13 protein-coding genes are annotated in these 14,775 nt (G+C 69.2%); 7 read left to right on the forward strand and 6 right to left on the reverse strand.

What is annotated here, in order from left to right:
* Nucleotides 1-249: 249 nt before the first annotated feature.
* Nucleotides 250-1,137, reverse strand: a complete 888-nt coding sequence (locus tag BLR99_RS12455; protein WP_011795702.1) for a LysR family transcriptional regulator — start codon at nucleotides 1,135-1,137, stop codon at nucleotides 250-252.
* 163 nt (nucleotides 1,138-1,300) lie between these two features.
* Between BLR99_RS12455 and BLR99_RS12460 the strand changes: the two genes are divergently transcribed.
* From BLR99_RS12460 to BLR99_RS12490, 7 genes are all read left to right on the forward strand, one after another.
* Nucleotides 1,301-2,824, forward strand: coding sequence for a CoA-acylating methylmalonate-semialdehyde dehydrogenase (locus BLR99_RS12460; protein WP_074687222.1), 1,524 nt, complete (start codon nucleotides 1,301-1,303; stop codon nucleotides 2,822-2,824).
* A 148-nt stretch (nucleotides 2,825-2,972) separates the two neighbouring features.
* The gene (locus BLR99_RS12465; RefSeq protein WP_074687224.1) at nucleotides 2,973-3,395 is read left to right on the forward strand and encodes a lysozyme inhibitor LprI family protein; all 423 of its coding nucleotides are present in this window, start codon (nucleotides 2,973-2,975) and stop codon (nucleotides 3,393-3,395) included.
* Nucleotides 3,396-3,469: 74 nt separating this feature from the next.
* Entirely contained in the window at nucleotides 3,470-4,636 is a 1,167-nt protein-coding gene (locus BLR99_RS12470; RefSeq protein WP_074687226.1) for an acyl-CoA dehydrogenase family protein, read from the forward strand.
* Nucleotides 4,637-4,669: 33 nt separating this feature from the next.
* Entirely contained in the window at nucleotides 4,670-5,170 is a 501-nt protein-coding gene (locus BLR99_RS12475) for a TfoX/Sxy family protein (RefSeq protein WP_074687228.1), read from the forward strand.
* A gap of 59 nt (nucleotides 5,171-5,229) precedes the next feature.
* Nucleotides 5,230-6,129, forward strand: coding sequence for a 3-hydroxyisobutyrate dehydrogenase (gene mmsB, locus BLR99_RS12480; protein WP_074687230.1), 900 nt, complete (start codon nucleotides 5,230-5,232; stop codon nucleotides 6,127-6,129).
* Between the two features lie 157 nt (nucleotides 6,130-6,286).
* Nucleotides 6,287-7,006, forward strand: coding sequence for a superoxide dismutase family protein (locus BLR99_RS12485; RefSeq protein WP_074687232.1), 720 nt, complete (start codon nucleotides 6,287-6,289; stop codon nucleotides 7,004-7,006).
* 5 nt (nucleotides 7,007-7,011) lie between these two features.
* Nucleotides 7,012-9,183, forward strand: coding sequence for a TonB-dependent receptor family protein (locus BLR99_RS12490; protein ID WP_074687234.1), 2,172 nt, complete (start codon nucleotides 7,012-7,014; stop codon nucleotides 9,181-9,183).
* Between the two features lie 2 nt (nucleotides 9,184-9,185).
* Here BLR99_RS12490 and BLR99_RS12495 read toward each other — a convergent pair whose 3' ends face one another.
* From BLR99_RS12495 to BLR99_RS12515, 5 genes are read right to left on the reverse strand one after another with little or no spacing between them, the layout of a single operon-like run.
* Nucleotides 9,186-10,187: a Bug family tripartite tricarboxylate transporter substrate binding protein gene (locus BLR99_RS12495; protein WP_074687236.1), complete on the reverse strand. Its 1,002-nt coding sequence runs from the start codon at nucleotides 10,185-10,187 to the stop codon at nucleotides 9,186-9,188.
* 44 nt (nucleotides 10,188-10,231) lie between these two features.
* Entirely contained in the window at nucleotides 10,232-11,305 is a 1,074-nt protein-coding gene (locus BLR99_RS12500; RefSeq protein ID WP_011795693.1) for an SMP-30/gluconolactonase/LRE family protein, read from the reverse strand.
* A 46-nt stretch (nucleotides 11,306-11,351) separates the two neighbouring features.
* Complete coding sequence (gene garD, locus BLR99_RS12505) at nucleotides 11,352-12,908, reverse strand: galactarate dehydratase (protein WP_074687238.1); 1,557 nt, start codon at nucleotides 12,906-12,908, stop codon at nucleotides 11,352-11,354.
* A gap of 46 nt (nucleotides 12,909-12,954) precedes the next feature.
* On the reverse strand, nucleotides 12,955-14,250 hold the full coding sequence (locus BLR99_RS12510; protein ID WP_074687240.1) for a TRAP transporter large permease: 1,296 nt from the start codon (nucleotides 14,248-14,250) through the stop codon (nucleotides 12,955-12,957).
* A 3-nt stretch (nucleotides 14,251-14,253) separates the two neighbouring features.
* On the reverse strand, nucleotides 14,254-14,742 hold the full coding sequence (locus tag BLR99_RS12515; protein WP_017438132.1) for a TRAP transporter small permease: 489 nt from the start codon (nucleotides 14,740-14,742) through the stop codon (nucleotides 14,254-14,256).
* Nucleotides 14,743-14,775: the final 33 nt, after the last annotated feature.

Raw genomic sequence — 14,775 nt, forward strand, 5'->3', positions numbered from 1 at the left:
GCCGCATCTGGCGGGAGCTGCCGTGAACCGCAGTCAGCTTGCGTACCTGCCCGTGCCCGCTCGACATGCATCGACGGCACGCACATGACCAACCCGGACTGCGCCCCGGCCCCCGAAGCGCTTCGCCCTGCCCTACCCTCGAAATCTCTTTGAATGCAATGGCTGCATGATTGCACGCCGGAATGAAAAGACCTTGACCTGACAGGTCATGCACGCCATTAATGTTTCTTTGAATTGAAACACCGCGTATCAGGAGGGCATGAGCCTGGAAGCCTCCTGCAGCCCGACATCCTTCAGGAAATCCCACACGGCCTGGGTGCGGGCCTGGTACTTCGCTTCGGCCGGCATGCTCATCCAGAACGTGCGGGTGAAACGTGCCTCATCGGGCAGCACGCGCTCCAGCAACGGGTCGCTGTCGGCCAGGAAAGCCGGCAGCACCCCCAGCCCTGCACCGGCGCGTACCGCCTCGTATTGCGCCGCGACGCTGGTGCTGCGAAACGCGAAACGCTCCGGCGGCACAAGCTGGTCGAGGAACTGCAGTTCCTTGGTGAACAGCAGGTCGTCCACATAGCTGACGAACGCGTGGTGGCGCAGGTCCTCGCGGCGGGCGATGGCCGGGCGCCGGGCCAGGTAGTCCCGCTGGCCATACAGGCGCAGCGTGTAGTCCGCCAGTTTGGAGACGATCACGGCGCCCCGGGTTGGACGCTCGAGCGAAATGACGATGTCCGCCTCGCGCCGGGACAGATGCAGCATGCGGGGCAAGGCCAGCAGGTCCACGCTGAGGTGCGGATACTGCAGCGTCAGGCGCGCGAGGTGCGGAGCGAGCACCTGCGTGCCGAAGCCCTCCGTGGCGCCCACGCGCACGAGGCCTGCCGGACCGATGCCGGCGGGCCGCACCCGCTCGACGCCGAGCACGGCCGTCTCCATCGCCTCGACGGCCGGAAGCAGGTGCCGGCCCGCTTCGGTGAGCCGGTGCCCGCCGGCTTCGCGGGCGAACAGGGATTCGCCCATCTGTTTCTCCAGGGCCTGGATGCGGCGCGCGACGGTGGTGTGTTCCACGCCGGTGCGGCGTGCCGCGGCGGCCAGCGTGCCGGTCCGGGCCAGTTCCAGGAAATAGCGAAGGTTCTCCCAATCCATAAGGCGGCGGTGTCGTGTTCGATGCAGGGATTGTGTTGTGCAATTTCGCAAAGCACCCGTGCGATTTTTCTCTATTGATCTTGCAATTTCGCACGGATAGCATCCATCGGCGCGCTGGTCCGGCGCCGGCGCACCCATTCCAACCCAGACAGGAGACAAGCGCATGAATGCCCCCCAATCCACGGCCATCCTGGCGCCCACGGTCAAGCTGCTCATCGGCGGCAAGTTCGTCGAGTCCAGGACCACCCGGTGGCGCAACGTGGTGAACCCCGCCACGCAGGAGGTGCTCGCGCGCGTGCCTTTCGCCACGCCGGAAGAGATCGACGCGGCCGTGGCCTCCGGCAAGGAAGCCTTCAAGACCTGGAAGAAAACCGCCATCGGCGCACGGGCGCGCATCTTCCTGAAGTACCAGCAGCTCATCCGCGAGAACATGGCCGAGCTGGCTGCGCTGCTGACGGCCGAGCAGGGCAAGACCCTGCCCGATGCCGAAGGCGACGTGTTCCGCGGCCTGGAGGTGGTGGAGCACGCCAGCGCCATCGGCAACCTGCAGCTGGGCGAGCTGGCCAACAACGTGGCCGGCGGCGTCGATACCTATACGCTGATGCAGCCGCTGGGGGTGTGCGCGGGCATCACGCCGTTCAACTTCCCGGCCATGATTCCGCTCTGGATGTTCCCCATGGCCATCGCCACCGGCAACACCTTCGTGCTCAAACCCAGCGAGCAGGACCCGATGGTGACCATGCGCCTGTGCGAACTGGCGCTGGAGGCCGGCATCCCGCCCGGCGTGCTGAACGTGGTGCACGGCGGCGAGGACGCGGTGAATGCCATCTGCGACCACCCGGACATCAAGGCCGTCAGCTTCGTGGGCTCCACCAAGGTGGGCACCCACGTGTACCAGCGCGCCAGCCTTTCGGGCAAGCGCGTGCAATGCATGATGGGCGCGAAGAACCACGCCATCGTCATGCCCGACGCCAACAAGGAGCAGACCCTCAACGCCCTGGCCGGCGCGGCTTTCGGCGCCGCGGGGCAGCGCTGCATGGCGCTGTCCGTGGTGGTGCTGGTGGGCGAGGCGCAGCAGTGGATTCCCGACTTGGTCGCCAAGGCCAGGACGCTCAAGGTGAATGCCGGCACCGAGAAGGGTACGGACGTGGGGCCGCTGGTCTCCTGCGCAGCCAAGGACCGCGTGGAGGGCCTGATCGAGCGCGGCATCGCCGATGGCGCGACGCTGGAGCTGGACGGCCGCAAGCCCCAGGTGGCGGGCTACGAGAAGGGCAACTTCGTCGGACCGACCGTCTTCAGCGGCGTGAAGCCCGGCATGTCCATCTACGACCAGGAGATCTTCGGCCCCGTGCTGTGCCTGGCGGCGGCAAAGGACATCGACGAGGCGATCGAGTTCATCAACGCCAACCCGAACGGCAACGGCACGGCCATCTTCACGCAATCGGGCGCGGCGGCGCGCAAGTTCCAGGAAGAGATCGACGTGGGCCAGGTGGGCATCAACGTGCCGATTCCCGTGCCGGTGCCGCTGTTCTCGTTCTCGGGCTCGCGCGCCTCCAAGCTCGGCGACCTGGGACCCTACGGCAAGCAGGTGGTGCTGTTCTACACGCAGACCAAGACGGTCACGGCGCGGTGGTTCGACGACAGCACGATCAGCCATGGCGTGAACACCACTATCAGTCTGAAGTGACATCCCCCTGAGGCGCTGCGCGCCTTCCCCCTTCTCTCGCGCTGGCGCGCGGGAAGGGGGACGACGCCAGTGGCCTGGCAAAGCCAGTTCCACGGCGTGTGCTGGCCTCGGGCCGCGCCGGTATCTGGCGCAGTGGTACAAGCGAAGGATGGAAATTCTCAAGATTCCACGACGATCGGCCCGGGTGGCCAGTGCCACGGGCGCTCTCGCCCTCTTGCTGTGCAGCGCCGGCGCGCACGCCCAGGCCGGCGCGGGCTGCGATCCCAAGGGCACGGTGGCTGAAACGAATGCCTGTGCGGTACAGGCCTGGCAGCAGGCGGATACGGCCATGGCGATCCTGTACGGCGACATGATGCGGGCGCTGTCGGCGCACGAACGGCCGCAGCTGCGGCAGGAGCAGGCCGCGTGGCAGCGCGAGCGCGTCACGCGGTGCAAGCATGCGACGCGGGCGACCGAAGCGCTGCCCGAGGGGCCCCGCCTCTACCACGAGTGCCTGACGGCCGAAACCGAAGCGCGGCGCCGGGGCCTGATGCGCTGGCTGACGCTGGAGCATCCATCCGCGAAACCCTAGCGGGCACCACGCATCCACACGCCCCACCAGCACGGCGACAAAGACAAGACAACGAGCAGGACGAGACAAGCACCATGGATTTCGAGCTGACCGAAGAACAACGCGCCTTCGCCGACACCGCCCGCGAGTTCGCCCGGGCCGAACTGGCACCCCATGCAGCGCAATGGGACGCGGAAGGCATCTTCCCGCGCGAGGCGATCGCGAAAGCCGGCGCCCTGGGCTTCTGCGGCCTCTACGCGCCCGAGAACGCCGGCGGCCTCGCCCTGCCCCGGCTGGACGCCACGCTGGTGTTCGAGGAAATGGCGGCCATCGATCCCTCGACCACCGCCTTCATCACCATCCACAACATGGCGACCTGGATGCTGGGTACCTGGGCCACCGATGCGGTGCGGAACCATTGGGGCTCACTGCTCACGAGTGGGCAGAAGCTCGCCAGCTACTGCCTGACCGAGCCGGGCGCGGGCTCGGATGCGGCCTCGCTCAAGACGCGCGCCGAGCTCGTCGGAAACGAATACGTCATCAACGGCGCCAAGGCCTTCATCAGCGGCGCCGGCAGCACCGATGTGCTGGTGCTCATGGCCCGCACGGGGTCGCCCGATTCCGGCGCGGGAGGCATCAGCGCCTTCGCCGTGCCGGCGGATGCGGCAGGCATCCAGTACGGCAAGAAGGAAGAGAAGATGGGCTGGAACAGCCAGCCCACGCGCACCATCAGTTTCGACAGCGTGCGCATCCCGGCCGACCATCTGCTGGGGGCCGAGGGCGAAGGCTTCAAGATCGCGATGAAGGGCCTGGACGGGGGCCGCATCAACATTGCCACCTGCTCGGTGGGCGCGGCCCAGGGGGCGCTGAACGCCGCACAGCAATACATGCAGGACCGCAAGCAGTTCGGCAAGGCCATCGCCAGTTTCCAGGCACTGCAATTCAAGCTGGCCGACATGGCGACGGAGCTGGTCGCCGCGCGGCAGATGGTGCGGCTGGCCGCCAGCAAACTCGATGCCGGTGCGCGCGATGCCTCCACCTACTGCGCCATGGCCAAGCGCTTCGCCACCGATGCGGGATTCGACGTGGTGAACGAGGCGCTGCAGTTGCATGGCGGCTACGGCTACATCCGCGAATACCCGCTGGAGCGCCTGCTGCGCGATGCGCGCGTGCACCAGATCCTGGAAGGCACGAACGAGATCATGCGCGTCATCATCGCCCGGCGCATGCTCGACGGCGGCGCGCCGGACGCGATCCGCTGAGCCCTGCCGTACCACCCGCTGAAGTGCCTCCAGATGCCTGCCCGCCCCATCTCCGACGAGACACTGCACCTCATCGATGCCGTGCGCCATGCACTGGCGCAGCGGTGCGGCCCCACCGGGCTGGAAGAACGCACGCTGTTCGGCTGCTGGGCCTTCTTCGTGGACGGCAAGCTCTGCGTCGGCGTGAAAGGCACGGAACTGCTGGTGCGCCTGCCTCCGGAGCGCCACGGCGAATTCCAGGAAATGCAGAACACGCGCGAGCTCTCTCCCGGCGGCGGCATGCAGGGCTACTTCTGGATCGAGCCGCACGGCTATGCACGCGCCGCGCAGTGGGCCTTCTGGCTCGATGAAGCCCTGGCCTACAACCCGCGCGCCAAGGCGAGTCCGAAACGCCGGAAGGCGGCCACGACTGCGGCCACGGCCCCGACGGCCCCGGTAACACCGCCGGCCCGTCGGAAGGCGGCACGACCGGCCCCGGGCGGAAAAGCCACGGGAGCCCCACGGCGCCACAGCATTTTCGAGGCCGATGACTGAGGGGGACGCATCCCGTCCGCCGGCCTGCACACCGATTCACCACCCCAAGGAGACAACACATGAAGATCGCATTCATCGGCCTGGGCAACATGGGCGGCCCCATGGCCCTGAACCTGCACAAGGCCGGCCACGACGTCGGCGCGTTCGACCTGTCCAGGCCCGCCTGCGACAGGCTGGCGGCCGACGGGGTGCGCATCGCCACCGACGCCAGCGCCTGCGTGGCGGGTGCCGAGGTGGTCATCAGCATGCTGCCGGCCAGCCCGCATGTGGAGGCGCTTTTCCTGGGAGGCGGCCAACAGCCCGGCCTGCTGCCCCAACTGGCCGCAGGCACGCTGGTGATCGACTGCTCGACCATCGCGGCGGCCACATCGCGCAAGGTGGCCGATGCCGCGCGGGAGCGTGGCATCGCCTTCATCGACGCGCCTGTCTCCGGCGGCACGGGGGGCGCCGTCGCCGGCACGCTGACCTTCATGGTGGGCGGCGATGCGGCCGATCTGGAACGCGCGCGCCCGGTGCTGGAGAAGATGGGCGCCAACATCTTCCACGCGGGCGGCGTGGGCGCGGGGCAGACCGCCAAGATCTGCAACAACATGCTGCTGGGCATCCTGATGGCCGGCACGAGCGAGGCCCTCGCCCTGGGCGTCGCCAACGGCCTGGATCCGGCAGTGCTCAGCGAGATCATGCGCCGCAGCTCGGGCGGCAACTGGGCCCTGGAAAAATACAACCCCTGGCCGGGCGTCATGCCCCAGGCCCCGGCGAGCAAGGACTACGCGGGAGGCTTCGGCACCGACCTGATGCTCAAGGACCTGGGGCTCGCGCAGGAGAACGCTGCTGCGGTGAAGGCGGCCACGCCCCTGGGCGGACTCGCGCGCAGCCTGTACGCGGCGCACAGCCTCGCAGGCCATGGCGAGCTGGATTTTTCCAGCATCGTGCGCCTCGTCCGCAAACCCGGTGCCTGAGCTCCCCACGGTACGTTGCCGGCAGCCGTTGCCGAAGGTCCACACTGGCGGCCTCCGGGCGGTTGTCCTACGCGACGGGCAGGCATCGCGCCGCATGCTCATCGGGTACCGCGACCCTGCATCGCAGGGTCTTTGTCCTTCACTCCGACTGCCGACCATGATCCTGCACCTGTTCCACCCGACCGCATCTTCCTTCCGCCTCCTGCGCCCGGCCTCCGCGCTGGCGGCTGCGGGCGCCGCGCTCGCCCTCGCCGGCTGCGGCGCCCAGGGCCCGGGCAAGGCGCAGGGCGCGCCCGCGCCCCATGCGGTGGAAGCCGCCGGCAGCGCCACGAAAATGCCGGTACCCGGCCCGGAGCGGGCCACGGCTTCCGCCCGCCTGATGACAGCGAGCGGCCAGCCGGCCGGCACGGCCGTGCTGACCGAGACTCCCAGCGGCGTGGAGATCGTCGCGCAGGTGCAGGGCCTGACGGCCGGCCTGCATGGCTTCCACATCCACGCCAATGGCCAATGCGACCCCGGTCCGGACGCCGCCACCGGCAAAACCGTCCCCTTCGGCGCGGCCGGCGGCCATTTCGACCCGGGCATGTCCCACCAGCACGGCCAGCCAGGAGCGCCCATCGACAAGGCCCATGCCGGCGAACTGCCCAACATCAGCGTCGGCGCGGACGGCCGCGGCACGGTGCGTTACCTGAACACCAACGTCACGCTCACGCCGGGCAAGGCCTCCATCATGGGCCGCGCCCTCGTGGTGCACGAGAAGGAAGACGACTACAAGAGCAATCCGGCCGGCAACTCCGGTGGCCGCGTCCTGTGCGGCGTGATCGAGCCGGCGCAGCCCAGCAGCGTGGTTGGCCAGGCCCCGTCGCCACGCAGCTGATCCGCATGCGCTGCGTGCCCCCTCCCCCAGACCGCGCGGCCTCCTCCCCTCCGCCATCCGCCCCCTCCGGCCCTGCCGCCGCCCGCGCTTCGGCGCCGGTCTGGGCGGTCGTGGCCGGCTGCGCCCTGTGGGCGGGCACGCCGCCGGAAGCGGTGGCCCAGGCCGCCGGCCCCGATCCCGAGCTGCCGGCCGTCGAAGTGTCCGGCGGCCAGGCGGCCGCCCAGCGCCGCTTCGATGCCGCCGCGAGCCATACGGCCATCTCCCTGGACCCCTTCACGGCCACCACACCGCTCGTGAACCTGTCCGAACTGCTGGCCGGCCAGCCCGGCGTGGCGGTGTCCGACCGCCAGAACTACGCGCAGGATCTCCAGATCGCGGTGCGAGGCTTCGGGTCGCGCTCCACGTTCGGCGTGCGGGGCGTGCGCATCCTCGTGGACGGCATCCCGGCCACGATGCCGGACGGCCAGGGCCAGGCCGCCACGGCACAGCTGCCGTCCGCGTCCCAGGTGGAAGTGCTTCGCGGGCCGCTCGCCCAGCAGTACGGCAATGCGGCGGGCGGCGTGCTGCAGGTCACCACGCGCGATCCGCGGGAAGGCGGCGGGGCTTCGGCCTCGGTGGCCGCGGGATCCTACGGCCAGCGCATGGCCGAGGCATCGTTCGACGCGGGCGACCGCATCCTGGGCGGGCTGGTGGACATCTCCCGCTTCGAGACCGACGGCTGGCGGGACCACGGCGCCGCCCGCCGCACGCACCTGAACGCCAAGGTCGTGGCACGTCCCTCTGGCGACACCCGCGTCACGGTGCTGATGAACCTGTTCGACCAGCCGCTGGCGCAGGACCCGCTGGGCCTGACGCGCGAGCAGTGGCGGGCCGATCCCCGCCAGGCCCCGGCGGTGGCGTACAGCTTCGACACCCGCAAGACCGTGCGGCAGAACCAGCTCGGCCTGGTGGTGGAGCACGCGCTGAGCGCCACGGACAGCGTGCGCGCAAGGCTCTACGGCGGCACCCGCAGCCTGTTCCAGACCCTGTCCTTCTCCGGCGCGGCCGCCAGCAGCGCCGGCGGCGTGGTGGACCTGGACCGCGACTACTACGGCCTCGGGGCCGCCTGGACGCACAGCGACCGCACGGCCGCCGGCCTGCCCTGGTCCTGGACGGTGGGGTTGGACGCCGACCGGCTCTCCGAACACCGCCAGGGCTTCGTCAACGATGCGGGCGTGCCCGGCGCGCTGCGGCGCGACGAGCAGGACCGCGCCGGCAACACCGACCTCTTCGCCCAGGTGGACGCCTGGATCGCCCCCACCGTGCGCGCGATCGCGGGGCTGCGCGCGACGCGGGTCCGGCTGGCCGTGGACGACCGCTTTCCGGCCGGCGCCGCCAATCCGGACGACAGCGGCGAGCGCACCTGGCGTCGCACCAGCCCGGCGGTGGGCCTGGTCTGGGCCGCGTCGGAACACCTGAACCTGTACGCCAATGCCGGCGGAGGCATCGAGACGCCGACACTGGCCGAGATGGCCTACAGCCGCACCAACAGCGGACCGAACTACGGGCTGGAGGCCGCGCGCAACCGCCAGTTCGAGGTCGGCGCCAAGTGGCAGGACGGCGTGCACCGCCTCGAGGCCGCCTGGTTCGATGCCCGCACGCGCGGGGAAATCGTTCCCGCGGCGACGGTCAATGGCCGCACGGTGTACCAGAATGCCGACCGCGTGCGCCGCCGCGGCATGGAGCTGGGCTGGAGCGCGCGCATGGGTGCCTTCGTCCCGCGGGCCGCCTACACCTACCTGGACGCCTTCTTCGCCAGTCCCTATACCAGTGCGGGGGGCGTGGCGGTGCCTTCGGGCAACCGCCTGCCGGGAACGGCGCGCCACACGGCCCGCCTGTCGCTGGATTACGCGCCCGACGCACGGTGGACGCTGGGCGGCGCGGTGGACTTCTCCTCCCGGGTGCAGGCCAACGATGCCAACACCGAGGCGGCCCCCGGCCATGCCGTCGCCGGACTGCAGGCGGGCTATGGATGGAAGACCGGAGGCACCGTGCGCTGGCAGGCCTGGGCGCGGCTGGACAACCTGTTCGACCGCCGCTATGCAGGCTCGCTGATCGTCAACGACGGCAACGGCCGCTTCTTCGAGCCCGCGGCCGGCCGGCGCATCATGGTGGGGCTGCGCGCGCAGCTGCCCTGACTTCAGTCCACCTTCACGTTCGCGGCCTTGATGACCTGGGCCCATTTCTCGACCTCGGCCTTCTGGAAGGCCGCGATCCGGGCGGTGGACAGGTCCGCCGGCTCCATGCCGAAACCCTTGAGCCTGGCCTGCATGTCGGGCTGGGCCAGGATCTTGCGGATCTCGTCATGCAGCCGGTTGACGATGGGCGCGGGCGTTCCCGCGGGCACGAAGATCGCCTGCCAGGACACCACCTCGAAGTCCTTCAGGCTGGCCAAGCCCGATTCGGCCACCGTGGGCACGTCGGGCATGGATGCCAGCCGCTTCGCCGAGGTGACGGCGATCACGCGCAGCTTGCCGCTCTGGATGTGCGGCGCCGCGACCACGGTGGTGTCGAACATCATGTCCACCTGGCCGCCGATGACGTCCTGGATTGCCGGCCCGCTGCCCTTGTAGGGCACGTGGGTGAACTTCACGCCCGACTTGTAGGCCAGCAGTTCCAGGGCCAGGTGCTGCGAGGTGCCCGTACCGGCCGAGGCCGAAGAGAGCCCGCCGGGCTTGGCCTTCGCCGCCGCGAGCACGTCCTGCAGCGTCTTGTAGGGGCTGCCGGCGGCCACCACGAGCACCACCGGGTTGGTGCCGATCAGCGTGACGGGCGCGAAGGATTTGACGGGGTCGTAGCCCAGCTTCGGATAGAGGCTCACGTTGATCGCATGCGAGCTGATGGTGCCCCCCAGCAGCGTGTAGCCGTCCGGGGCGGCCCGCGCCGCGATCTCGGAGCCCACGCTGCCACCCGCCCCGCCCTTGTTGTCCACCACCACCGTGGTGCCCAGGGCCGTTCCCAGCTGCTGGCTGACCAGCCGGCCCAGCGTGTCGGTCGTGCCGCCCGCCGCGAACGGCACCAGGTAGGTGATGGTCTTGCCCGTGGGCCATGGGGCCTGGGCCTGGGCCAGGGCCGGCACGGCGCCCAGGGCGGCACCTGCACCAAGGGCCAGGGCATGGAGGGTGAAGGTTCTGCGCTGCATGGTGGTTGTCTCCTTGTTGTGAAAAGATTCCGGGCCGCGACGCCTCAGGCCGCGCCGCGCGCCTCGACGTAAAGCGCGTAGATCGAATGGCTGGCGGCCATGAAGAGGCGGTTGCGCTTGGCGCCTCCGAACGCGAGGTTCGCGCAGCGCTCGGGCAGATGGATATGTCCGATCGGCTGGCCCTGCGGGTTGAACACCATCACCCCGTCCAGGTCGGCGGCGCTGGCTCCGGCGGAACCATCGCTGCCCCAGCCGCACCAGAGGTTGCCGTCTTCGTCGCACTTGATTCCGTCCAGCGCGCCGCCCCCCGCCGCCTTGATGTGCACGCGCCGGTTGGCAAGCCGCCGGCCGCCCGCCGCGACATCGAACGCCCACACCACGCGGTGCGGCTGCGCACGCGACTCGACGATGTAGAGCCGCTGCTCGTCCGCCGAAAAGCACAGGCCGTTGGGGCCGGCGAGGTCGTCCAGCACCAGCTCGGTCCTGCCGCTCTGCGGATCGATGCGATAGACCGAATGCGGCAGTTCCGGCGTCGCCTTGTCCCCTTCCCAGTGACCCGAGATACCGAAGGACGGGTCGGTGAACCAGACGGAGCCATCGCTCCTGCAGACGATGTCGTTCGGCGAGTTGAAGCGCTTTCCGCCGTAGCCGTCCGCCAGCACCGTGATGCTGCCGTCGTACTCGGTGCGCGTGATGCGGCGCGTCAGGTGCTCGCAGGCCAGCAGCCGGCCCTGGCGGTCCCGCGCGAGGCCGTTGGAGAAGTTGGAGGGCTGGCGGAAGACACCCATCTGCCCCGTGGCCTCGTCCCAGCGCACGATGCGGTTGTTGGGAATGTCCGAGACCAGCAGATAGCGCCCGTCGCCGAACCAGACGGGCCCCTCGGCCCATCGCAGACCGGTCGCGACCTGCTCCACGGTGCTGTTGAAGAGGCGGTACCTGGAAAAGGAGGGATCCAGCACCTGCACGGCCGGATCGGGATACCGCTGGTTGGGCTTGAAATCGAAGGCCTGGGCGCCCGCGGCGCCAGGCCAGGCGGCAGCACCGCCGGCTGCCAGCATTCCGCCGAGAAAGGCCCTGCGGTGGCCGCCGGAGTGAAAGGTTGGGTGCCGTGGCGTCATGTTTCTCTCTCCCTGTTCGTGATGATGGAAAGCGCCACGTGCGCAGTCAGGTCACGGGCGCGGGATTGAACAGTACCAGCGCGTTGGCGAGCTTCCAGTGCTCGGCCCAGGTCTTCCTGCGGCCGCTGGCCACGTCCAGCATCAGGCGGAACATCTCCCAGCCCATCTCCTCGATGGTGGATTCGCCGTCGGCGATGCGCCCGGCGTTGACGTCCATCAGGTCGTGCCAGCGCCGCGCCAGGTCGCTGCGCGTGGCCACCTTGATGACTGGCACTTCGGCCAGGCCATAGGGCGTGCCCCGGCCGGTGGTGAAGACGTGCAGGTTCATGCCCGCGGCCACCTGCAGCGTGCCGCAGATGAAATCGCTGGCGGGCGTGGCCGCATAGAGCAGCCCCTTCTGCCGCGCCTTCTCGCCGGGTGCCACCACGCCGCTGATGGGCGCGCTGCCGCTCTTGACGATGGAGCCCATCGCCTTCTCGACGATGTTGGACAGGCCCCCCTTCTTGTTGCCCGGCGTGGTGTTGGCACTGCGGTCCACGCGGCCTTGGCTGAGGTAGGCGTCGTACCAGGCCATCTCGCGGATCATAGCCTCGGCCACCTCGGGCGATGCCGCGCGGGAGGTGAGCTGGTCGATGCCGTCGCGCACCTCGGTCACCTCGCTGAACATCACCGTGGCCCCGGCGCGCACCAGCAGGTCGGTGCAGAACCCCACGGCCGGGTTGGCGGTGACACCGCTGAAGGCGTCGCTGCCACCGCACTGCACGCCGACCACCAGCTCGCTGGCCGGCACGGTCTCGCGGCGGCGGCGATTGAGTCGCTCCAGATGAACTTCTGCCTGGCGCATCACCGAACCGACCATGGACATGAAGCCCACATGGGCCTCGTCCTGCAGGCAGACCACGTCGAGCGGAGCCTCCTGCAGCGTGCGTTCGTCCACCAGTGGTATGGCGCCGGGCGGCAGCAGGCGCTCGGGCTGCAGCTTCTCGCAGCCCAGGCTGACCACCATCACCTCGCCGCCGAAGTTCGGGTTGAGGCTGATGTTGCGCAGCGTGCGGATCGGGATCACCGCATCGGGCGCATCGATGGCCACGCCGCAGCCGTAGGTGTGGGCCAGGGCCACCACGTCATCGACGTGCGGGTACTTCGGCAGCAGTTCCGCCTTGATGCGCTGCACGGCGAATTCGGTCACACCGGCCACGCACTGCACGGTCTCGGTGATGGCCAGGATGTTGCGCGTACCCACCGAACCGTCGGCATTGCGGTAGCCCTCGAAGGTGTAGCCCTCCAGCGGCGGCAGGGCCGGCGGCCTAGCCGTGGCGATGGGCAGGCCTTCGAGCGAGCGCGCGTCGGGCATGTGCAGCAGCTTCTCGTGCACCCAGCTGCCGGCCGCGATCGGCCGGATGGCATAGCCGATGGGCACGTTGTAGCGGCGCACGGCACCGCCTTCGGCAATGTCCTGCAGCGCCACCTTGTGGGCCTGGGGCACGTGCTCGCGCAGCGTGATGCCCGAAGGCAGCGCCGTGCCGGCCGGCAGGCCGCCGTCGTTGGCCACGATGGCCACGTTGTCGGCCTCGTGCATGCGGATGGTCAGGGGCGTGGTCATGGAGTGTTCGTTCGGCGCATGGTTTCGGGGCGGGCCGGGCGGCGCCTCAGCGCACCGCCATGAACATGCTGGGCAGCCAGGTCGAGAACGACGGCACGAAGGTGACCAGCGCGAGCGCGAAGATCAGCGCGCCGTAGAACGGCCAGATGGTCCGCATCACCGTGCCCACCGACACCCCGCCGATCGCGCAGCCCACGAACTGCGTCGTTCCCACGGGCGGCGTGTTCAGGCCCAGCGCGCAGTTGATCAGCATCACGATGCCGAACTGCACCGAGCTCATGCCGTAGTGCTGCGCGATCGGCAGGAAGATGGGCGTGCACAGCAGGATGGTCGCCGCCATGTCCAGGAAGGTGCCCAGCACGAACAGGATGATGTTGATGAGCAGGAAGATCACCCAGGGCGTGCTGGTCACCTGCGACAGCATCTCGCCCGTCAGCTCCGCCACGCCGTAGAGGCTGATGAGGTAGCCGAAAGTGCTGGAGATGCCGATCAGCAGCAGGATCACGCCCGTGGTGCGCACGGCCTTGGAGGCAGCCTTGATGAAATGCTCCCGCGTCAAAGTGCGGTAGAGGAAGATGGTCAGCGCCAGCGCATAGAGCACCGCCACCGCCGCCGATTCGGTCGCCGTGAAGATGCCCGAGAGAATGCCCCCGAGGATCAGCACGACGATGAAGAGGCCCGGCAGCGCCGCCGCGAACGAGCGGGCAACGATGTCCCAGCCCGGGAACGTGCCCTTCGGGTAGCCGCGTTTCACGGCCACGAGGTACGCCGCCGCCAGATTGCTGATCGTGAGCACCAGGGCGGGAATCAGTGCCGCCAGGATCAGCGCCGCGATCGACACCTTGCCGCCCGCGGCGAGCGAGTAGATGATGAGGTTGTGGCTCGTCGGCATCAGCGCGCCCACCAGCGCCGCGTGCGTCGTCACGTTCACGGCGTAGTCGGCGTGGTAGTCCTCTTTCTTCATCATGGGAATCATCACCGCGCCCATCGCGGACACGTCGGCCACCGGCGAGCCCGAAACCCCGCCGAACAGCGTGCAGGCCACCACGTTGGACATGCCCAGGCCGCCGCGCACGTGGCCCACCAGGGCCCGCGCGAAATTGACGATGCGGTCGGCGATGCCGCCATACAGCATGAGCTCGCCCGCGAAGATGAAGAACGGGATCGCCAGGAACGAGAAGATCCCCATGCCGGAGGTCATCTGCTGGAAGCCCACTTCCAGCGGCAGGCCTTCATAGGCCAGCGTGGCCAGGGCCGACAGGCCGATGGAGAACGCCACCGGCACGCCCAGCAGCAGGAACAGCGTGAACGACACGCACAGGATCAGGAGTGGCACGGTCATGGATCAGCCCCAGGCGGGTTCGACTTCGCGGCCCTGGGCCAGCGCGATGATGTGCTCGACGGAGAACAGCACGATGAGCACGCCGGCGATGCTGGCCGGGACGTATTTCCAGCCTTCGGAGATGAAGAGCGTGGGCAGGCGGTATTCCCACACCGACTGGGCGAGCGATGCGCAGCTCCATGCCATGGCCGCGCCGAACACCAGGATGAGCACGTGGATCAGGTACTCCATCTTCAGGCGCAGCCAGTCGGGCGCCAGCACGAGGAAGGATTCGAGCCCGATGTGCCCGGCGTCCCGCACACCCACGGCCACGCCGAACATGGTCACGTAGAGCACCAGCAGCAGGGCCAGGCTTTCCGCCCAGGTGGGCGTGTTGTTGAGGACGTAGCGGCCGAACACCTGCCAGCTCACGGCGCAGATCACCGCGACGAGCCCGAGGATGCCCAGCCACATGCAGGCACGCGCGAGCGTGCGGCAGATTTGGGTGTACATGTTGATGGGAGATGAAAAAAATCCCCGGGCTTC

It is taken from the genome of Paracidovorax citrulli (assembly GCF_900100305.1).
Classification (GTDB): domain Bacteria; phylum Pseudomonadota; class Gammaproteobacteria; order Burkholderiales; family Burkholderiaceae_C; genus Paracidovorax; species Paracidovorax citrulli.